Annotated in this window: 21 protein-coding genes and 1 pseudogene; 12 read left to right on the top strand and 10 right to left on the bottom strand. The window is 68.7% G+C overall.

Annotated elements, in window-relative coordinates:
- Positions 1-33: 33 nt before the first annotated feature.
- Positions 34-1,749: a glycerol-3-phosphate dehydrogenase/oxidase gene (locus HWX58_RS07410; protein WP_175986450.1), complete on the bottom strand. Its 1,716-nt coding sequence runs from the start codon at positions 1,747-1,749 to the stop codon at positions 34-36.
- 90 nt (positions 1,750-1,839) lie between these two features.
- On the opposite strand from HWX58_RS07410, the gene HWX58_RS07405 reads away from it, so the two are divergent.
- Complete coding sequence (locus HWX58_RS07405; protein WP_175986448.1) at positions 1,840-2,805, top strand: sugar-binding transcriptional regulator; 966 nt, start codon at positions 1,840-1,842, stop codon at positions 2,803-2,805.
- A 106-nt stretch (positions 2,806-2,911) separates the two neighbouring features.
- Positions 2,912-4,411: a glycerol kinase GlpK gene (gene glpK, locus HWX58_RS07400; protein WP_175986446.1), complete on the top strand. Its 1,500-nt coding sequence runs from the start codon at positions 2,912-2,914 to the stop codon at positions 4,409-4,411.
- A 7-nt stretch (positions 4,412-4,418) separates the two neighbouring features.
- Here glpK and HWX58_RS07395 read toward each other — a convergent pair.
- A pseudogene (locus HWX58_RS07395) lies at positions 4,419-5,593 on the bottom strand (glutamate--cysteine ligase).
- A 175-nt stretch (positions 5,594-5,768) separates the two neighbouring features.
- Here HWX58_RS07395 and rpsP point away from each other — a divergent pair.
- Genes rpsP through trmD form a run of 4 tightly spaced genes read left to right on the top strand, consistent with a single transcriptional unit; the run spans position 5,769 to position 7,738 of the window.
- Positions 5,769-6,200, top strand: coding sequence for a 30S ribosomal protein S16 (gene rpsP, locus HWX58_RS07390; protein ID WP_175986444.1), 432 nt, complete (start codon positions 5,769-5,771; stop codon positions 6,198-6,200).
- A gap of 5 nt (positions 6,201-6,205) precedes the next feature.
- Positions 6,206-6,436: an RNA-binding protein gene (locus tag HWX58_RS07385; protein WP_175986442.1), complete on the top strand. Its 231-nt coding sequence runs from the start codon at positions 6,206-6,208 to the stop codon at positions 6,434-6,436.
- A complete protein-coding gene (gene rimM / locus HWX58_RS07380; RefSeq protein ID WP_175986439.1) occupies positions 6,399-7,025 on the top strand; it encodes a ribosome maturation factor RimM in 627 nt (208 codons plus the stop codon). Before HWX58_RS07385 ends, rimM begins: the two co-directional genes overlap by 38 nt.
- A gap of 20 nt (positions 7,026-7,045) precedes the next feature.
- Complete coding sequence (gene trmD / locus HWX58_RS07375; protein WP_175986437.1) at positions 7,046-7,738, top strand: tRNA (guanosine(37)-N1)-methyltransferase TrmD; 693 nt, start codon at positions 7,046-7,048, stop codon at positions 7,736-7,738.
- 12 nt (positions 7,739-7,750) lie between these two features.
- Here trmD and HWX58_RS07370 read toward each other — a convergent pair whose 3' ends face one another.
- From HWX58_RS07370 to HWX58_RS07355, 4 genes are all read right to left on the bottom strand, one after another.
- On the bottom strand, positions 7,751-8,575 hold the full coding sequence (locus HWX58_RS07370; protein ID WP_175986435.1) for an SURF1 family cytochrome oxidase biogenesis protein: 825 nt from the start codon (positions 8,573-8,575) through the stop codon (positions 7,751-7,753).
- Entirely contained in the window at positions 8,572-8,763 is a 192-nt protein-coding gene (locus HWX58_RS07365) for a hypothetical protein (protein ID WP_175986433.1), read from the bottom strand. The genes HWX58_RS07370 and HWX58_RS07365 overlap by 4 nt, the downstream gene beginning before the upstream one ends.
- Entirely contained in the window at positions 8,760-9,125 is a 366-nt protein-coding gene (locus HWX58_RS07360) for a DUF3099 domain-containing protein (protein ID WP_175986430.1), read from the bottom strand. Before HWX58_RS07360 ends, HWX58_RS07365 begins: the two co-directional genes overlap by 4 nt.
- Positions 9,126-9,186: 61 nt before the next feature.
- A complete protein-coding gene (locus HWX58_RS07355) occupies positions 9,187-9,786 on the bottom strand; it encodes a DUF4190 domain-containing protein (protein WP_175986428.1) in 600 nt (199 codons plus the stop codon).
- A 123-nt stretch (positions 9,787-9,909) separates the two neighbouring features.
- Here HWX58_RS07355 and fabG point away from each other — a divergent pair, with 123 nt between their 5' ends.
- Complete coding sequence (gene fabG, locus HWX58_RS07350; RefSeq protein WP_175986425.1) at positions 9,910-10,620, top strand: 3-oxoacyl-ACP reductase FabG; 711 nt, start codon at positions 9,910-9,912, stop codon at positions 10,618-10,620.
- 210 nt (positions 10,621-10,830) lie between these two features.
- On the opposite strand, the gene serB is transcribed toward fabG, so the two are convergent.
- Both serB and HWX58_RS07340 read right to left on the bottom strand, forming a co-directional pair.
- The gene (gene serB, locus HWX58_RS07345) at positions 10,831-11,466 is read right to left on the bottom strand and encodes a phosphoserine phosphatase SerB (RefSeq protein WP_175986423.1); all 636 of its coding nucleotides are present in this window, start codon (positions 11,464-11,466) and stop codon (positions 10,831-10,833) included.
- A gap of 30 nt (positions 11,467-11,496) precedes the next feature.
- Entirely contained in the window at positions 11,497-12,741 is a 1,245-nt protein-coding gene (locus HWX58_RS07340; protein WP_175986421.1) for a glucose-1-phosphate adenylyltransferase, read from the bottom strand.
- Positions 12,742-12,787: 46 nt separating this feature from the next.
- On the opposite strand from HWX58_RS07340, the gene glgA reads away from it, so the two are divergent.
- The 3 genes from glgA to HWX58_RS07325 all read left to right on the top strand — a co-directional run bounded on the left by glgA (position 12,788) and on the right by HWX58_RS07325 (position 15,126).
- Entirely contained in the window at positions 12,788-13,972 is a 1,185-nt protein-coding gene (gene glgA / locus HWX58_RS07335; RefSeq protein ID WP_175986418.1) for a glycogen synthase, read from the top strand.
- Between the two features lie 18 nt (positions 13,973-13,990).
- Positions 13,991-14,776 carry an ABC transporter ATP-binding protein gene (locus HWX58_RS07330; RefSeq protein WP_175986415.1) on the top strand — a complete coding sequence of 262 codons (786 nt, stop codon included), beginning with the start codon at positions 13,991-13,993 and terminating at the stop codon, positions 14,774-14,776.
- Between the two features lie 92 nt (positions 14,777-14,868).
- The gene (locus HWX58_RS07325; RefSeq protein ID WP_175986412.1) at positions 14,869-15,126 is read left to right on the top strand and encodes a type B 50S ribosomal protein L31; all 258 of its coding nucleotides are present in this window, start codon (positions 14,869-14,871) and stop codon (positions 15,124-15,126) included.
- A 64-nt stretch (positions 15,127-15,190) separates the two neighbouring features.
- Here HWX58_RS07325 and HWX58_RS07320 read toward each other — a convergent pair whose 3' ends face one another.
- Positions 15,191-15,901, bottom strand: coding sequence for a 3'-5' exonuclease (locus HWX58_RS07320; RefSeq protein ID WP_175986409.1), 711 nt, complete (start codon positions 15,899-15,901; stop codon positions 15,191-15,193).
- Positions 15,902-15,977: 76 nt separating this feature from the next.
- Here HWX58_RS07320 and HWX58_RS07315 point away from each other — a divergent pair, with 76 nt between their 5' ends.
- The gene (locus tag HWX58_RS07315) at positions 15,978-16,895 is read left to right on the top strand and encodes an alpha/beta fold hydrolase (protein WP_175986407.1); all 918 of its coding nucleotides are present in this window, start codon (positions 15,978-15,980) and stop codon (positions 16,893-16,895) included.
- Here HWX58_RS07315 and HWX58_RS07310 read toward each other — a convergent pair.
- A complete protein-coding gene (locus HWX58_RS07310) occupies positions 16,867-17,340 on the bottom strand; it encodes an Lrp/AsnC family transcriptional regulator (RefSeq protein WP_175986404.1) in 474 nt (157 codons plus the stop codon). The two genes, HWX58_RS07315 and HWX58_RS07310, sit on opposite strands and share 29 nt — an antisense overlap.
- A 169-nt stretch (positions 17,341-17,509) precedes the next feature.
- Between HWX58_RS07310 and pdhA the strand changes: the two genes are divergently transcribed.
- Complete coding sequence (pdhA, locus tag HWX58_RS07305; protein WP_175986402.1) at positions 17,510-18,622, top strand: pyruvate dehydrogenase (acetyl-transferring) E1 component subunit alpha; 1,113 nt, start codon at positions 17,510-17,512, stop codon at positions 18,620-18,622.
- Position 18,623: the final 1 nt, after the last annotated feature.

Genomic DNA, 18,623 nt, shown 5'->3' with positions numbered 1-18,623 from the left:
GGAGTGCAGGTGTCTGGCGCAGGGTGTGCCGGGTCAGCGGGTGGGGCGAAGCGCGGAATCGGACACGTCCACACCGTGGTCGTCGCGCAGCTGGGTGGCAGTGTCTGTGATCTCGACATTCACGCGTGCGGCGTCCCAGTCGAGAAGCGGGGCGAGCGCCTCGGCGATCGACCGGATCACCTGCGCGTCGACGTCACCGGTGAATGCGAGGCTGGTGCGTCGGAAGACGACGTCGGCGACGTGCCGGACCTGCTCGTTCTCGACCATCCACGCGAGTTCGCGCGTCGACAGCGCGGTGCCGATGACAGGCGCATCCTCGCCCTGGGCGATGAATGCCGCGACGTCCGCCGCCCTGGTGCCGTATCGAGTGAACAGCACCCGTCCGCGCTCGTCGTCGCCGACGTTCTCGCGCAGCCATTCGAGCTTGCGCCGCGGCGTCTTCGGGTAGCCGTTGCCTCCGCCGATGCGAACACCCGCGGTCCCCGTGATGCGAGGGCGGCCGAGTTCGGCGAGAACGTGGTCGGCGAGGTTCTCACCGAGCGCGCGGAACGTCGTCCACTTGCCGCCGACGAGGCTGAACACCGTGGGCTGTCCGTCGTCCTTGCGGCGCTCGATGCGGTAGTCGCGGGACACGAAGCCCGGTGCGGTGTCGTCGTGACGCGGCAGCGGCCGGATGCCCGAGTAGCGGTAGACGATCTGCGAGCGGTCGACGGCGATGCTCGGGAACACGTGCCCGATCAGATCGAAGAAGTAGTCGACCTCCTCCTCGGTGCAGCGTGCGGGCTCGCGCGGGTCGGCTTCGAGGTCGGTCGTGCCGACGAGCACGCGGCCCTTGAGGGGGTAGATGAGCACGATACGGCCGTCGGAGTGCTCGAAGAAGATCTCCCGGCCGCCGGTGGCATCCAGCAGCTCCGGGTGGTCGAGCACGATGTGCGAGCCCTTCGTGCCTCCCATGAACGCGGTCTCGGTGCCGAGGGCTTCGTTGGTGAGGTCGGTCCACGGCCCCGAGGCGTTCACGACGACATCCGCCCGCACGCGGAACTCGTCACCGGTCTCCCGGTCGCGCAGAAGAAGACCGTCGGCGTCGAGCCCGACCGCTTCGACGTAGTTCAGAGCGCGAGCGCCGTCATGCGCCGACTCGCCGTCGCGCAGCACGTCCAGCGCGAGCCGCTCCGGGTCGTGGACGGATGCGTCGTAATAGGTCGCCGTGTACTTGATGTTCGGATCGAGCTGTGGCAGCTGCTCCAGCGACTTCTTGCGGCCGAGGAACCGGTGGCGGGGCACGTTGCCCCCGTCTCGGGAGAACGTGTCGTAGAGCGTGAGACCGACCTTGATGAGGAACGCCCCGCGCTCGCGCGGCTTGCCACTCCTGTGCGTGAGGAACCGCAGGGGAGCGGTGAGGATGCCGGAGAAGGTGGAGTAGATCGGGATCGTCGTCTGCAGCGGCTTGACGTAGTGGGGTGCGATCTTGAGCAGCCCGTTGCGCTCCTGCACGGACTCCTTCACGAGACGGAACTCGCCGTTCTCGAGGTAGCGGATGCCGCCGTGGATCATGTGGCTGGAGGCCGCCGTCGCGCCGGAGGCGAAGTCGTTCCGCTCCACGAGGAGGACGTCGACGCCCTGCATCGCGAGGTCGCGGAACGTGGAGATGCCGTTGATGCCCGCACCGATCACGGCGACGGTGGTCCGTCCGCTCGTGCGCGCTGCGGTGACGTCTTCTCGCTCGGCAGGGTTGCTGACGGGGCTCATCGTGTCGTGCCTCCTCGGTGGCTTCTCCTATATCCTGAGCCGGTCAGCACACCCGCGCAAGCCGGTTGCACGAACGTGCAAGGAGGTAGAATGCCCACCCGTACGCCCGACGATCCGAAGGCGGCATCCGCGCTGCGCGCAGCGCAGCTGTACTACCTGCAGGACATGACCATGGATGCCATCGCCGGCGAACTCGGGGTGTCCCGGTCGTCCGTTTCCCGACTGCTGAGCCATGCGCGCGACACCGGTCTCGTCGAGGTTCGCATCCATCCGCCGCAGGGGCAGGAGCTGCGCCTGGAAGAAGCGATCCGGGCGCGCTTCGGTATCGCCGCGCACGTCGTGCCGTCTCCTCAGACGCTCTCGGACGTCGAGCGCTTCGAGCGCGTCGCGATGAGCGCCGCGCGCCAGCTGCCGCACTACGTCGACTCGAACATGACGCTCGGGATCGCCTGGGGCTCGACGCTCGACGCCATCAGTCGTCATCTGCCGAAGAAGGAGACGCACAACGCGACGATCGTCCAGCTCAACGGCGCCGGCAACACCTTCACGAGCGGTGTGGACTACGCCAGTGAGATCCTCCACCGGTTCGGCCAGGCGTTCGGCGCGGCGGTGCAGCAGTTCCCCGTCCCAGCGTTCTTCGACGACCCGAAGACCAAGGAGGCCATGTGGCGCGAGCGCAGCACGCGTCGGGTGCTCGATCTCCAGGCCCGAGCCGACGTCGTGCTGTTCGGACTGGGGTCGCCGTTCGCGGAAGTGCCGAGTCGCGTGCACATCGGCGGCTATCTCGACCGCTCCGACTACCGGAGTCTGCGCGACGAACGGATCGTCGGAGATGTCGCGACGACCTTCTACCGCGAGGACGGCAGCTGGAAGGACGTCGAACTGAACCGTCGGGCGACCGGGCCGGGGTTCACCGTCCTCTCCCGTGTCGCGCGCCGGATCTGCGTGGTCTCCGGTGCGCAGCGGCTCACGAGCCTGCGAGGCGCCATCGCAGCCCGGCTCATCACCGACCTCATCCTCGACGAGCACCTCGCCGAGCAGCTCGTGGGCGGCTGAGCGCCGAACACCGGTGCACGTTCGTGCACGCGCACCGGCCGTCCGTGCCCTGTCGCCCTAGGCTGAAGGACAGTTCAGACAACGCCGTCACCGGCTGGAGAGACACATGCACATCGTCGCCATCGACCAGGGCACCTCGAGCACCCGCGCCATCGTCTTCGATGCAGACGGAGCGATCATCGCGACCGGACAGCGCGAGCACGAGCAGATCTTCCCGCGCGCCGGGTGGGTCGAGCACGATGCGGCCGAGATCTGGAGCAACACCGCCGCCGTCATCGACGAGGCGCTCGATGCGGCCGGGATCACGGCATCCGACGTCGCCGGCATCGGCATCACGAACCAGCGCGAGACCGCGATCGTGTGGGATCGGGCGACCGGCGAGCCGATCCACAACGCGATCGTCTGGCAGGACACGCGCACGCAGACGAAGATCGACGAGCTGGCAGCGGACGGCGGCATCCGGCGGTTCGCCGCGACCACGGGTCTTCCGCTCGCGACCTACTTCTCGGCATCCAAGATCGCGTGGATTCTCGACAACGTCGACGGTGCGCGCGAGCGCGCCGCGAACGGGGAGCTGCTCTTCGGGACGCCGGACACCTGGGTGCTGTGGAACCTCACCGGCGGACCGGACGGCGGAGTGCACGCGACCGACGTCACCAACGCCAGCCGGACGCTCCTCATGGACCTCCGCTCGCTCGACTGGGACGACGAACTGCTCGCGGCCTTCGACGTGCCGCGCTCCATGCTGCCGGAGATCCGGCCCTCGTCCGAGGTCTACGGCGAGGCGAAGGGGACCGCGCTCGACGGCACGCCGATCGCGGCGATCCTGGGCGATCAGCAGGCGGCCACCTTCGGCCAGGCCGCTTTCGAACGCGGAGAGTCCAAGAACACGTACGGGACCGGAAACTTCCTCATCGTGAACACGGGTGAGGAGATCGTCGACAGCGAGAACGGCCTCGTCACAACCGTCGCCTATCAGCTCGCGGGCGAGGAGCCGCGGTACGCGCTGGAGGGATCGATCGCCGTGACGGGCTCGCTCATCCAGTGGCTGCGCGACAACCTCGGCCTTTTCGACGAGGCCGCCGACGTCGAGAGGCTCGCGCTGAGCGTCGACGACAACGGCGGTGTCTTCATCGTCCCGGCGTTCTCGGGGCTGTTCGCACCGCACTGGCGCCCGGATGCGCGCGGCGCGATCCTCGGACTCACGCGGTTCGCGAACAAGGGCCACATCGCCCGCGCGGCGCTCGAGGCGGTCGCCTTCCAGACCAGGGAGGTCCTGGATGCCGTCGGCGCAGACACTCGCGTGGACCTCGACGAGCTGCGCGTCGACGGCGGTATGGTCGCCAATGACACCCTCATGCAGTTCCAGGCGGACATCCTCGGCATCCCCGTGGTGCGTCCCGCAGTCATCGAGACCACGGCGCTCGGTGCTGCGTACGCCGCGGGCCTCGCGGTCGGGTTGTGGGCGGACCGCGACGAACTGCGCGCCATGTGGTGCGAGGACACCCGGTGGACGCCGGGCACCTCGGATGCCGATCGCGAGAAGCTCATGGCGCGATGGGGCAAAGCCGTCTCGCGCACCCTCGACTGGGTGGACGAGGACTGAGCCCCGATCACACCACCGGCGCCCCCGGCCCGGAACGGAACTCGCGGATGACGTGGTGCACGACCTCGCGGAGATCGCCCGCGGCGGCGTCGGCGATCTTCAGCTGTCGCTCGTACCCGGCGCCGGCGTCGAGGATCTCATGGACGGCCGCGAACTCCGCGGCGCAGTCCAAATCCACGGCCACCGGCGCCAGCTCGTCGACCAGCTCGGAGACGTGCTCGCGGATGAGGCGCTGCGTCCCGCCCTCGTCGGTGATCACGCGCGCGTCCAGGCCATACCGGGCGGCGCGCCACTTGTTCTCGCGATGGAACCACGGCGGCAGCGTCGGCAGCGTCTCGCCGTCGTCGAGCCGGCGCGAGAGGTGCTCCACGAGAACCTGGACGAGGGCGGCGAGGACGCCATCTCGGTCAGCGTCGACACGCCGTCGCACGCGCGGACCTCGATCGTGCCCCAGCGGGGAGCGGGGCGGATGTCCCAGCGGACCTCGGTGGCATCGGCCATGACCCCGGTGCGCACCATGTCGTCGAGATACCGCTCGAACTCGGACCAGGTGCGCAGCGGCCAGGGCAGGCCCGCGGTGGGGAGCTGCTGGAAGACGAGTGCACGATTGGAGGCGTAGCCCGTGCGCTCTCCGGCCCAGAACGGGCTCGACGAGGCGAGCGCCTGCAGATGAGGCAGGTATGCCGAGAGGGCGCCGATGATCGGCATCACCTTGTCGCGGTCCTCGACGCCGATGTGCACGTGGATGCCCCAGATCATCATGTTGCGGCCCCACCACTGGGTCCGCTCGATGAGCTGGTGATACCGGCTCTTGTCGGTGACGCTCTGGTCGTACCACTGCGCGAACGGATGGCTTCCGGCGGAGAGCAGCTCGATTCCCGCCGGATCCGTACGCGATCTGACCGCCGCGATCGCTGCGGCGATGTCGCCGATCGCATGCGCCACGGTGTCGCCGATGCCGCTGGTCACCTCGATCGTGTTCGTCAGCAGCTCACCGGTGACCGTGTGGCGCTCCGATTCGCTCTCGTCCTCGAGCGCCTGGACGAGATCCGGGGCACGACCGACCAGGTCCCCGGTGTCGGGATCGGCGAGCATGATCTCCCACTCGAGGCCAACGGTCGAGCGCCGGGAGTGCGCGAACTCCTGCTTCACGAGAACAGTCTGACACGCGCGCCGACGCATCCCGACATGCGTGTCGCACCGTTTCGCGCCGGGCTCCCGGATCTGGCAGAATAGAGGGTCGGACGGCGTTCTCGACCCTCTATCCAGATCGCGTCCTCCCATTTGAGCTTCCGCCGGGTGTGCACCCCACTCTCCAGGCGACCAGTTCGTTCCTTCCACACCATTCAGGAGAATCGTGGCTGTCAAGATCCGTCTCAAGCGCCTGGGCAAGATCCGTGCGCCCTACTACCGCATCGTCGTCGCCGACTCGCGCACCAAGCGCGACGGTCGTGTGATCGAGGAGATCGGCAAGTACCACCCCACCGAGCAGCCCTCGTTCATCGAGGTCGACTCCGAGCGCGCTCAGTACTGGCTGTCCGTCGGCGCTCAGCCGACCGAGCAGGTCGCAGCGCTGCTCAAGCTCACGGGCGACTGGGGCAAGTTCAAGGGCGACAAGGACGCGAAGTCCACCGTCCAGGTCGCAGAGCCCAAGGCTGCCTACGAGGTCGACTCCTCGAAGAAGTCCGTGGTCAAGCCCAAGGTCGAGAAGAAGCAGGAGGCCCCCGCTGCGGAGGCTCCTGCCGCTGACGCGGACGGCGCTGAGGCTCCCGCCGCCGACGCCGAGTAATCGCCGTGCTCGCCGCCGCGCTCGAACACATCGTGAAGGGGATCGTCGATCACCCTGACGATGTCCGCATCGCCGCTTCCACCTCGCCGCGAGGCGACCTGCTCGAGGTGCGCGTGCACCCCGACGACCGTGGACGGGTGATCGGGCGCGGCGGCCGCACAGCGAAGGCACTCCGCACGCTCATCTCCGCCCTGGCGGATGGGCAGCGCGTCCGCGTCGACGTCGCGGACGACTGACGTGGCCGGAAGCGACCGCGGCCAGGGCAAGAACCAGCTGAGGGTCGGACGCCTCGTCAAGGCGCACGGACTCAAGGGGGCCCTCAAGCTCGAGCTGTACACCGACAACCCGGAGCGTCGCTTCGTGCCGGGAGCCGAGTTCACGTTGCAGGTGCCCGAAGCATCTCCGTGGCACGGCAAGTCCATCACCGTCCGCGAGTACCGGGTGATGAACGGCAACTCCGTCGTCTTCTTCGAGGGCGTCGATGATCGCGAGGGCGCTGAAGGCCTCGTGCGCGCCATCCTCTGGATCGACCAGGACTCCGACGAGCCGGAGGACAACGCCTGGTACGACCACCAGCTCGTCGGGCTCGACGTCGTCCGAGACGGCGCCGCCATCGGAACCGTCGTCCGCGTCGAGCATCTTCCCGCACAGGATCTCCTCATCGTGAAGGCGAACGAGCAGGAGATCATGGTCCCGTTCGTCGAGGCCATCGTTCCCTCCGTCGACCTCGCAGCCGGTCGCGTGACCGTCACACCGCCCGCCGGCCTGTTCGAGGACATCGCCGACGCCGAGGAGTCCGACGCCGCTGCCGACAGCGCGCAGTGACCGATCGATACGATCGACCCATGCGCGTAGACGTCGTCTCGATCTTCCCGTCGTACTTCGACGGCCTCGAGCTGTCGCTGCTCGGCAAGGCTCGCGCATCGGGCATCCTTGAACTCCGCGTGCACGATCTCCGGGACTGGACCAGCGACCGGCACCGCACCGTCGACGACACCCCGTACGGCGGGGGAGCGGGCATGGTCATGAAGCCTGAACCGTGGGGGCTCGCGCTCGATGAGCTGACCAGCGATGCGGGCGGCGACGCACCGACGATCATCTTCCCGTCGCCTGCCGGCGAGGTGTTCCGGCAGGCCACGGCCCGCCAGCTCGCCGTTCGCGAGCACCTCATCTTCGGATGCGGCCGCTACGAGGGCATCGACGAGCGCGTTTTCGAGTACGCCGCGACTCTCGGCGAGGTGCGCCTGATGAGCCTGGGCGACTACGTGCTCAACGGCGGCGAGGTCGCCGCGATGGCCATGATCGAAGCCGTCGGCCGGCTCATCCCCGGCGTGGTCGGAAACCCCGAGAGCCTCGTCGAGGAGTCGCATGAGGACGGACTGCTCGAGTATCCGTCCTACACGAAGCCCTCGACCTGGCGCGAACGCGCCGTCCCGGACGTGCTTCTCAGCGGCAATCACGGTGCGATCGCGTCGTGGCGTCGGGAGCAGCAGATCGAGCGCACGCGGACGCGTCGACCGGATCTTCTGCCGGAGTGACCCGGGGCCGGGTCAGACTCTGCTGTCGACCTCGTCGAGGAGCTCGTCCTCCGCATCCGCGTCGCGATCGCGTCGCCGCGACGCCTTCACCGGAGCGGGGCGGCCTTCGGCCTCCTCATGGTGCTTCTGCACCTCCGTGCGGATCATGTAGAAGATGAAGACGAACCCCATGATCCCGAACAGGATCCACTGGATCGCGTACGAGAGGTGCGGGCCCGGGTCATCGGTGGGCGCATCGAAGCCGCCCGGCAGCGTCTCGGGCGCCGGGTCCTCGCTGACGAGCTGGCCGTAGGCGCTGATGATGACGTCGCCGTCCACGCCCGCCGCGATCGTCGGGAGATGGATGGTCGGAACCTGGCCCTCCGGAGCACTGCGCCCCGACGATGGCAGCGGCTCCCCGGCGCGCAGCCGCACCACCACCTCGACCTCGCCCGAGGGAACCGCCGGCACAGCATCCGGCACCGATCCCTCGCCGGGCGCGACCCAGCCGCGGTCGACGACGAGGACGCGCCCGTCCTCGTCGAGGAACGGGACGAGCACCTCGAACGCGCTCGTCCCGCCGTGCGGACGGTTGCGGACCAGGAGCTGCTCATCGGCGAGGTACTTGCCGCGGAGGACCACGGGATGCCATTCGTCGTCGGCGTCGAGCGCTCCGTCTGCGCCGATGAGATCGGCCAGCGGCACGGGATCGGCGTCGTAGTTCTGATCGACGAGTTCGATCTCGGCGGCTCGGCTCTCGTTGCGATCGAACTGCCAGTTCGACAGGAAGACGCATCCGACGGCGAACGCGGCCGCGATGAGGAGATAGACGCCCCAGCGGGCGTAGCGGTTGCTCATGCGGGAAGTCCCTCGCGCGTCGTCACGGGGAAGTCCCTGGCTGCGAGATAGTCGTGCAGGAAGCCGGCGTGCTCGTCGCAGGCGAGCCAGATCTTCTCCCGATCGGCCGCGTGGATCCGAGGGTTGCGCCAGACGATGTGCTGCGTCGCTTCACGCCGGCATCCGGCCCGGGAGCATTCGTGGGTCACGTCCGGTCGTCTCCCGGCGCGTCGCTCACCGATCGGCGCTCCTGCACGGTGATGACGGTCGGTTCGCCGGGCGCGGTCTCGGGAGCGGGCGCAGCGGCGCTGAGCTCCTCCACGGGCGACTCCGCCGGGGGCGTCGCCGTCGGGCTGACCGCGTTCGCGAAGACGACGGCGATGTAGGGCAGCACGGCTGCGGCTGCCGCGAACACCCACGTGTACCAGCCGTATGGCGTCACGAGCACCGTCAGCGCGAAGCACACCATGCGGATGCCCATGGTGATCCAGTACCGGCGCACGCGACCGGTCGCCTCGTCCTGCGGGGATTGCGGGAGCGAGGTCACCGGGGCGGCGTGGGACTGTTTCACGATGCCTCCAGCCTACGCCGCACGGCGGCTGCCGGCGTGCGGCGCAGGCCCCGGTTGCAGGTCAGCTGCTGATGCCGTAGAGCAGGAACGGCAGCGATCCGAAGAAGATCGCGGACAGGATGCCGAACACGAGCGACAACGCGAGGAAGGCCACGCCCGCGTACCCCAGAATGATGCCCGCGATGGCCATGCCGCGTCCGCCGAGAGCGGTGTTCTCGCGGGTATTCTTGAGCGCCATGTGCCCGGTGATCACCGCCGCGATCGAGGCGAGCAGCAGGACGAAGGTCCAACTGAAGACGATGCCGGCGATACCGGTGATGAGCGACGTGACGGCGAGACCGCTGGTCGGTCGTGCGGGCGCATAGGGGTAGGACTGTGCCTGCGGGTAGGGCTGCGCTCCCGGGTACTGCGGAGCGGCCGCATACGGCTGCGGCGCAGAGTACGGCGCCGGGGCCGCGTTCTGCTGCGGTGCCGGGTGCGGCTGCACGGCCGGGTACTGCTGCACGGCCGGGTACTGCTGCGTGGCCGGGTACTGCTGCGTGGCCGGGTACTGCGGCACGGCAGGACTCTGCGGGGCCGGAGCGGCGGTGGGCGGCGGGGAGTAGGGCTGGTTCTGCGGAGAGGGCACCGGGTGCCCGCCCGGGTTCGTGTCGTCGCTCATCGCGATCCCTTCATGGTCCTGCTGCGGTCATCTCCATCTTGGCGTGATTCTCGCGGCCCGTGGCGGGGGAGAGCTCCCCGGCTAGGATGATTCGGGTCCTTCAAGCCCCCTGGGAGTGCACACATGACTACAGAACGCGTCGTCCTCGTCACCGGCGGCAACCGCGGCATCGGCCGCGCGATCGCGGAGCGCTTCGTGCGCGACGGGTACCGTGTGGCCGTCACGGCTCGCAGCGGCGAGGGCCCCGAGGGCACGCTCACCGTCCGCGCGGACGTCACCGATGCCGCATCCATCGACGCCGCATACAGTGAGGTCGAGGCCGCGCTCGGCCCGGTCGAGGTGGTCGTCGCCAACGCCGGGATCACGAAGGACACGCTCCTCATGCGGATGAGTGAGGAAGACTTCGACAGCGTCGTAGCCACCAACCTCGGTGGCGCCTTCAGAGTCGTCAAGCGTGCATCGAAGGGGATGCTGCGCGCCCGCTTCGGCCGGGTCATCCTCATCTCGAGCGTCGTGGGCCTGTACGGGTCCGCAGGCCAGGTCAACTATTCGGCGTCCAAGAGCGCCCTGGTCGGCTTCGCACGCTCGCTCACGCGCGAACTCGGAGCGCGCGGCATCACGGCGAACGTGGTCGCCCCGGGATTCATCGAGACGGACATGACCGCCGAGCTTCCCGAAGAGACGCAGAAGCAGTACAAGGCGAATATCCCCGCAGCCCGCTTCGCCACAGCGGACGAGGTCGCAGGAGTGGTCACCTGGCTCGCCGGCGACGACGCCGGCTACATCTCGGGTGCGGTCATCCCGGTCGACGGCGGCCTCGGCATGGGCCACTGACCGCTCGCTGCTTCACCACGCCGCCGCGTCACGTCATCGCGTCGTCGCGACGGCGTCGATGATGAGTTCGGCAAGCCGCCGCGGCTGCGAGAAATGCGGCCAGTGCCCGCTCCCGATCTTCACGACGCTCGCGTCGGCGATCGCACGCCGTCGACGATCTCGAACGCGGAGCCCCCGACATCGGCTAGCGGCCCCGGCGGGTCGGCCTGATCAGGGCAGGAGCGGGATGATCTCGCGCAGATCCTGCGGACCCACCACGAGGTTCGCCGACGCTCGGACAGCCGGCTTGGCGTTGAACGCGACACCGAGTCCGGCGGCCGACATCATCTCGAGGTCGTTCGCACCGTCGCCGATCGCGATGGTGGCCGCGGGCGGTACGTCGAGCTCGCCTGCCCAGTCACGAAGGGATGAGGCCTTGGCGGCGGCGTCCACGATGGCGCCATCGACGCGACCGGACAACGCGCCGTCGACCACCGCCAGGCGGTTCGCCCGCCAGCGGTCGACCCCCAGATCGGGCGCGATGCTGTCGAGGATCTCATGGAAGCCGCCGGAGACGACGCCGACGACACCGCCGCGCTGGTGGACAGCGGCGGTCAGTTCGCGCACCCCCGGCGTCGGCCGGATCCGTACCCTGACCCGCTCGAAGGCGTCCGTCCCGACGCCGGCCAGCGCCTCCACTCGGGAGCGGAGGCTGGTCGCGAAGTCGACATCGCCGCGCATGGTGGCCTCGGTGGCGGCCTGCACCTCTGCGCGGCGGCCGGCTTCATCGGCGAGGAGCTCGATGACCTCGTCCTGGATGAGTGTGGAGTCGGCGTCGAGGACGACGAGGAATCGGGCTGCGGTCACACGATCGAGCGTAGCGCGAGCGCGAGCCGGTCAGCGTTCGATCAACTCGCCCTTGCCGACCACGGTGATGCCGGACTCGGTCACCGTGAAGCCGCGCTCGAGATCGCGTTCCCTATCCACGCCGACCGTCGCCCCGTCGAGCATCACGACGTTCTTGTCGAGGACGGCGCGGTGCACGCGGGCGCCCTGACCGATCACGACCCCGTCGAAGAGCACGGAGTCGGTGATGGTCGACCCCCCTGCTGCAAGCGTGCCGGGACCGATGACGCTGTGCTCGAGGTGCGTTCCTGACAGCACGGAACCCGGTGAGACGATCGAGTCGATGGCGTTGCCGATGCGTCCGACCGCGTCGCGGACGAACTTCGCGGGCGGCGCGTTGACGCTCTGCGTGCGGATCGGCCACAGCGTGTTGTACAGGTTGAACACCGGCAGCGTCGCGATGAGATCCATGTGAGCATCGAAGAACGAGTCGATGGTCCCGACATCGCGCCAGTAGGCGCGGTCGCGCGGCGACGAACCCGGCACGTCGTTCTGCTTCATGTCGTAGTACGCCGCTTCACCGCGTTCGACGAAATACGGGACGATGTCGCCGCCCATGTCATGACTCGACGCGGCCACCTCGCCGTCGGCCTCGACGGCCTCGATGAGCGCGTCTGCGTCGAAGATGTAGTTGCCCATGGATGCGAGCACCTCGTGAGGCGAGTCAGCCAGACCCGTGGCGTCCGCCGGCTTCTCGAGGAACGCGCGGATCCGCCCCGATCCGTCCGGGTCCGCATCGATCACGCCGAACTGGTTCGCCAGGGCGAGCGGCTGGCGGATGCCTGCCACCGTCGCCCGCGCGCCCGATGCGATGTGCGCGTCGACCATCTGCTGGAAGTCCATCCGATACACGTGGTCGGCGCCGATGACCACGACGATGTCGGGCTTCTCGTCGTTGATGAGGTTCAGGCTCTGCAGGATGGCGTCGGCCGATCCGGAGAACCAGCGCTTTCCCAGGCGCTGCTGCGCCGGCACCGAGGTGATGTACGAGTCGAGCAGCGCCGACATCCGCCACGTCTGCGTGATGTGCCGATCGAGGCTGTGGGATTTGTACTGGGTGAGGACGACGATCTGCCGAAGGCCCGAGTTGATGAGGTTCGAGATGGCGAAGTCGATGAGGCGGTACTGCCCGGCGAAGGGCACCGCGGGCTTCGCCCGGTCTGTTGTCAGAGGCATGAGACGCTTGCCCTCGCCGCCGGCGAGGATGATGCCGAAAACCTTCTTTGGGGCTGCCATGGCTCCACCATAGAACCCGAACGCACCGCTGTACTAGCGTTCAAGCATGCGCATCGACATGATCACCAAGGAGTACCCGCCGGAGATCTATGGCGGGGCGGGTGTCCACGTCGCAGAACTCGTCGCCGCGCTGCGCGGATCGGTCGATGTGCAGGTGCGTGCGTTCGGCGCCGAGCGGTCCGAGGCGGGCACGCACTCGTACCGGACTCCGGCTGAACTGGCCGGTGCCAACGCGGCGCTGCAGACCCTCGGCACCGACCTCGTCATGGTCGGCGATGTGGCGGGCGCCGACGTCGTGCACAGCCACACCTGGTACGCCAACTTCGCCGGGCACCTCGCCTCGCAGCTGCACGGCATCCCGCATGTCCTGACAGCGCACAGCCTCGAGCCTCTGCGCCCATGGAAGGCGGAGCAGCTCGGCGGCGGTTACGCCGTGTCCGGAGGGATCGAGCGGCTCTCCTACGAGAACGCGGCCGCCATCATCGCAGTCTCCGCCGGCATGCGCGCCGACATCCTCCGCAGTTATCCGCAGGTCGATCCGGAGCGGGTGCGGGTGATCCACAACGGGATCGACGTCGAGCGCTGGCGGCCGGTGCAGGACGATGCGTTCCTCGCCGGGATCGGCATGGATCCATCGCGTCCGTCTGTCGTCTTCGTCGGCCGCATCACGCGCCAGAAGGGGCTCCCGTATCTGCTCCGGGCCGCCCGGCTGCTGCCGCCGGACGTGCAGGTGATCCTGTGCGCCGGTGCGCCGGACACTCCCGAGATCATGGCGGAGGTGCAGGAGGGCGTGCGCCGGCTCCAGGCCACCCGGGAGGGCGTCATCTGGATCGAGCGGATGCTGCCCCGCGACGAGCTGAGCGCGATCCTCGCGGCCGCGACGACGTTCGTGTGCCCGTCCGTGTACGAGCCGCTCGGCATCGTCAACCTCGAGGCCATGGCCTGCGGTGCAGCCGTGGTCGGCACGGCGACGGGAGGCATCCCGGAGGTCGTCGACGACGGCGTCACGGGCCGGCTGGTGCCGATCGAGCAGGCGGACGACGGCACGGGAACCCCGCTCGATCCCGAGCGGTTCGTCGCGGACCTCGCCCGCGTGCTCACGGAAGTCGTATCCGACACCGAGGCGGCAGCGGCCTACGGACGCGCCGGCCGCGAACGCGCCGCACGGGAGTTCAGCTGGTCCGCGATCGCCGATACCACGCGCGCCCTCTACGCGGAGCTCACCGGCTGATGCCGATAGGCTGGATGCATGCCGAGCGCTCTTGATTTCACCGATGTCGTCGTGCGCCGTGACGGGCGCAACATCGTCGATCGCGTGACCTGGCAGGTCGCCGACGATCAGCGATGGGTGGTGCTGGGGCCCAACGGCGCGGGCAAGACCACGCTGCTGCAGCTCGCGGACACGCTCATGCACCCGACCTCCGGAACGGTGACGATCCTCGGCGAGACGCTCGGGCGGACGGACGTGTTCGAGATCCGGCCCCGCATCGGCTTCGCCTCGACGGCCATGGCCCGGCGCATCCCGCGCGAGGAGACCGTGCTCAATGTCGTCCTCACCGCCGCGTACTCGGTCACGGGTCGCTGGAACGAGGTGTACGAGAACATCGACGAGCGTCGCGCGCTGCGGGTGCTGGGGGAGTGGAAGCTCGATCACCTCGCCGACCGCACCTTCGGGACACTGAGCGACGGGGAGCAGAAGCGGGTGCAGATCGCCAGGGCGGTCATGACCGATCCCGAACTGCTCCTGCTCGACGAGCCGACGGCGTCCCTCGATCTCGGCGCGCGCGAGGAGCTGCTCGGGCTCCTCAGCGGGTACGCGTCGTCGCCGACCACCCCGGCCATGGTGATGGTGACCCACCACGTCGAGGAGATCCCCGTCGGGTTCACGCACGTCATGCTCCTGCGCGAGGGCGGTGTCGTCGCGGCGGGCCCGATCGAGCAGACGCTGACGGCGGATGCGCTCAGCGAGGCATTCGGAATGCCGATCACGCTGTCGGCGGAAGGCGGCCGCTACGCCGCCCGTGCGACGGCCTGAGTCGACGATCTGCTAAACTCGATCCTTGGTGCATTCGCGCCGCAGACTTCCCTCGATCCTGGCACAATCCAGGGCACCATATAAGGAATCCCATGAAGACTGACATTCACCCCGACTACAAGAACGTCGTGTTCCGCGACCTCGGCTCGGGCGAGACCTTCCTGACCCGCTCCACGGTCACCAGCGACAAGACCATCGAGCTCGACGGCGTCGAGTACCCGGTGATCGACGTCGAGATCTCCTCGGCCTCGCACCCGTTCTACACGGGCAAGCAGCGCATCATGGACTCGGCCGGTCGTGTCGAGAAGTTCAACCAGCGCTTCAAGGGCTTCGGCGGCAGCAGCAAGTAAGCTTCCGATTCTTCGAAGAAGGCCCCGCTCCGGCGGGGCCTTCTTCGCGTTCGGGAAGCCGCGACTACGCCTCGCGCACCGGCCACGCTCCGTCGAGCGCGTCCTCCGGGTCGAGCCGGCCGATGCGGATGAAGTACTCGGTCAGGCTCTCGGCCTGAGAGCGCGCCCAGCCGATCTGCTGGGTGTGCAGCTCGCCCGCCGACGCTGCGAGCGGGAAGCTGCGTGCGATCGCCTGCGCGACCCGGCCGGCCGCGATGGCGTCGGCCGAAGCCTCGTGCGCCCCATCGAGGACCACGCCGTAGTGCTCGGCGACGACCTCGAGCGTGCGCTTGCCCTTGCGGTAGCGATCGACGGCCTTGTCTATCACGAGCGGATCGATGATCGGTCCCGGGTTCTCGAGGACGGGCACGCCGTGACGCCCGCATTCGTGCGCCAGCAGAGAGAAGTCGTAGGACGCGTTGTACGCCACCACCGGCACACCTTGCGCGAACAGCGAGCGCAACGACCCGGCGATCTCGGTGACGACATCACGCGCCGGGCGCCCCTCGGCCCGTGCGTGCGTAGTCGTGATGCCGTGCACGGCCGCCGCACCGTCGGGGATCGGGATGCCGGGGTCGGCCAGCCACGATCGGGCTGCGATCTCGCGGCCCTTCGCGTCGAGCACGCCCACGTGGGCGGTCACGATCCGATCGGCACCGACATCGACGCCTGTGGTCTCGAGGTCGAAGACGCCGACGCGTCCGAGCCATGCCGGTAGTTCGAGATCGGGTGCCATGGATCCTCCTCCGTCCCGGACAACGCTAGGGACGGCCTCCGACATCGCCGGTCAGGCGCGCCCGTAGACTGAATCCATGCCCGTGCATTCGCCCTATGCCGATCGCCTCGGTCGCATCCCGATCGAGCGGCGCGAGGTCGATGTGCGCGGCGGGCGCACCGCGTACTGGGTGTATGGGCCGCCCGAGGAATCGTCGAACGAAGGGCAGCCGACGACGGTCATCGCCGTGCACGGGTTCCGCGGCGAGCACCACGGTCTCGAGCCCGTGCTCGCCTTCCTGCCCGAGCTCCGGGTGATCGCGCCGGACCTTCCCGGCTTCGGTGAGAGCGCGCCTCTGCCCGGCCGCACGCACGATCTCGACGAGTATGCGCAGTGGCTGCGCGAGTTCGCAGCGGCCGCCGCCCCCGGGGCGGTGATCCTCGGGCACTCGTTCGGTTCCATCGTCGCCTCGGCCGCCGTCGCCGGCGGACTGGAGACGCCGCGACTCATCCTCATCAACCCCATCGGCGCTCCGGCGCTCGAGGGGCCGAAGGGCGTCCTGACCAAGCTTGCCGTGCTGTATTACGGCCTCGGCGCGAAGCTTCCGCCCGCGATCGGGACCGCTTTGCTGCGCAACGGGCTCATCGTCCGGGGGATGAGCATCGCGATGGCGAAGACCCGGGACCCGGCGCTGCGCCGGTTCATCCACGATCAGCACGACACCTACTTCTCCGATTTCGCGGACCGCGACGTGCTGCGCGACGCGTTCGTCGCGAGCGTCTCGCACGATGTGCGCGCCTTCGCGCCGCGCATCGAAGCGCCGACGCTCCTGATCGCCGCTCAGCAGGACGACATAACGCCCATCGAGGCCGAGCGTCACCTGGCGACGCTGTTCCCTGATGCCGAACTCGTCGAGATCGCCGATGTCGGCCACCTCATCCATTACGAGACCCCGGCCGAGGCGGCCGGAGCGATCCGGCGATTCCTCAGGGTTCCCGTCGAGCGAGGCCGATGAGTCCGGCGACCCGGTAGGGGATCACCTCGCCCATCGCGAGCGAGGTCTCCGTCCGCTCCACTCCCTCGATCGACAGGATGCGCGCATCCGTGTCGAACAGGTGCCTGGCATCGCGGCAGGCGACACGCGCGAGCAGGTCGATCGATCCGCTGAGGCCGTGCACCTGCAGGACCTCGGGGATGCGGGCCAGCTCCGCGGTGATACGCGGCAGCTCGGTCTGCCGAAGGCCGATGCTGATGAAGGCCTGCAACGGGAAGCCGAGGACCTCGGGGGAGAAGGCCCGCTCGTAGGACAGGAACACCCCGGTCTGATCCAGCCGCGCCATCCGCGCCTGGATCGTGTTGCGCGACAGGCCGAGCCGTTCGGCGAGGGCGACGACGGTCGTGCGCGGGTCTTCGGAGAGGGCACTCAGCAGTTCGAGATCTACGCGGTCGAGAGCGGACATAGTGCCCAACAGTAGCAGGTCGACGAGCACCGAACTACGCAACATGCTCAAGCGCACCCCAGATGCTTGAGCGTGCTGACCAGCGGACGTACCCTCGAACCGACCGATGAAGACGTCGGTGCACAGCGTGCACGCCCCCACAAGGGGCACACACGACAGGAGGACGACGATGTCACCGCAGACCACTCCGATCGCAGACACAGCGCAGGATCTCGAACTCGCCGAGCGGTTGCTCGCGCCCGACGGGACCCGTCTGAGCAATCCCGGACTCGACCCGTTCGTCGCCGACGTCGACGCGGCGCAGCTGCGTTCGCTGCACCGCGACATGGTCATCCTCCGGCGCATCGACGCCGAGGGCGTCGCCCTCCAGCGTCAGGGCCAACTGGGCCTCTGGGCGCCCTGCAACGGCCAGGAGGCCTCGCAGATCGGCACGGCGCGTGCCATCGACCCGATCGACTTCGTGTTCCCCAGTTACCGCGAGACCGGCGTCATCTATGCGCGCGGGGCGCAGCCCGGCGACTTCGTGCGCGTCTGGCGCGGCGAGGAGGGTGCGCCGTACGATCCCATGCAGATGCGCGTCGCGCCGCTGCAGATCATCATCGGCGCCCAGTCGCTGCACGCGGTCGGCTACGCCATGGGCATCAAGCACGAGAAGGCCCCCGAGGTCGCCGTGACGTACTTCGGCGATGGCGCCACCAGCCAGGGCGACGTGAACGAGGCGATGGTCTTCGCCGCGTCGTACCGGGCTCCGGTCGTCTTCGTCTGCCAGAACAACCACTGGGCGATCTCCGAGCCGGTCGCGCTGCAGTCCCAGTATCCGATCTCTGGCCGTGCGCCCGGCTTCGGCATCCCGAGCATGCGCGTCGACGGCAACGACGTCCTCGCGTGCATGGCGGCGATGCGCTGGGCGCTCGCCCACGCGCGTTCCGGCAAGGGACCGGCCTTCATCGAGGCCGTCACCTACCGGATGGGACCGCACACCACCTCGGACGACCCCACCCGATACCGAGACCCGGCCGAGCTCGAGTCCTGGAAGGGCCGTGATCCGATCGCCCGCGTCGAGGCGTTCCTGCGCGGACTCGGAGAGATCGATGACGAGCAGATCGCCGCAGCGCTCGCCGATGCCGACAAGCTCGCTCGCGAGATGCGCGCCGAGTGCCTCGGCATGGTCACGCGCGAGCCGCTGGCCGTCTTCGACAACGTGTACGCCGAGCCGCACTGCGGCATCGACCGTCAGCGCGACGAGTACGCCGCGTACCTCTCGACCTTCGAGGAGGCCTGAG

The sequence above is a fragment of the Microbacterium tenebrionis genome (assembly GCF_903645325.1).
GTDB lineage: Bacteria > Actinomycetota > Actinomycetes > Actinomycetales > Microbacteriaceae > Microbacterium > Microbacterium tenebrionis.
This window is presented reverse-complemented; position numbering and strand designations above follow the sequence as displayed.

What these genes read in the sequence shown, in the direction of transcription:
- trmD (WP_175986437.1), top strand. Translation starts at nt 7,046, where the DNA reads ATGCGCGTAGACGTCGTCTCGATCTTCCCGTCGTACTTCGACGGCCTC.
- HWX58_RS07370 (WP_175986435.1), bottom strand. Translation starts at nt 8,575, where the DNA reads ATGAGCAACCGCTACGCCCGCTGGGGCGTCTATCTCCTCATCGCGGCC.
- fabG (WP_175986425.1), top strand. Translation starts at nt 9,910, where the DNA reads ATGACTACAGAACGCGTCGTCCTCGTCACCGGCGGCAACCGCGGCATC.
- HWX58_RS07315 (WP_175986407.1), top strand. Translation starts at nt 15,978, where the DNA reads ATGCCCGTGCATTCGCCCTATGCCGATCGCCTCGGTCGCATCCCGATC.
- HWX58_RS07410 (WP_175986450.1), bottom strand. Translation starts at nt 1,749, where the DNA reads ATGAGCCCCGTCAGCAACCCTGCCGAGCGAGAAGACGTCACCGCAGCG.
- HWX58_RS07325 (WP_175986412.1), top strand. Translation starts at nt 14,869, where the DNA reads ATGAAGACTGACATTCACCCCGACTACAAGAACGTCGTGTTCCGCGAC.
- HWX58_RS07405 (WP_175986448.1), top strand. Translation starts at nt 1,840, where the DNA reads ATGCCCACCCGTACGCCCGACGATCCGAAGGCGGCATCCGCGCTGCGC.
- HWX58_RS07355 (WP_175986428.1), bottom strand. Translation starts at nt 9,786, where the DNA reads ATGAGCGACGACACGAACCCGGGCGGGCACCCGGTGCCCTCTCCGCAG.
- glpK (WP_175986446.1), top strand. Translation starts at nt 2,912, where the DNA reads ATGCACATCGTCGCCATCGACCAGGGCACCTCGAGCACCCGCGCCATC.
- glgA (WP_175986418.1), top strand. Translation starts at nt 12,788, where the DNA reads ATGCGCATCGACATGATCACCAAGGAGTACCCGCCGGAGATCTATGGC.
- pdhA (WP_175986402.1), top strand. Translation starts at nt 17,510, where the DNA reads ATGTCACCGCAGACCACTCCGATCGCAGACACAGCGCAGGATCTCGAA.
- rimM (WP_175986439.1), top strand. Translation starts at nt 6,399, where the DNA reads ATGGGCAGCGCGTCCGCGTCGACGTCGCGGACGACTGACGTGGCCGGA.
- HWX58_RS07330 (WP_175986415.1), top strand. Translation starts at nt 13,991, where the DNA reads ATGCCGAGCGCTCTTGATTTCACCGATGTCGTCGTGCGCCGTGACGGG.
- HWX58_RS07320 (WP_175986409.1), bottom strand. Translation starts at nt 15,901, where the DNA reads ATGGCACCCGATCTCGAACTACCGGCATGGCTCGGACGCGTCGGCGTC.
- HWX58_RS07340 (WP_175986421.1), bottom strand. Translation starts at nt 12,741, where the DNA reads ATGGCAGCCCCAAAGAAGGTTTTCGGCATCATCCTCGCCGGCGGCGAG.
- HWX58_RS07310 (WP_175986404.1), bottom strand. Translation starts at nt 17,340, where the DNA reads ATGTCCGCTCTCGACCGCGTAGATCTCGAACTGCTGAGTGCCCTCTCC.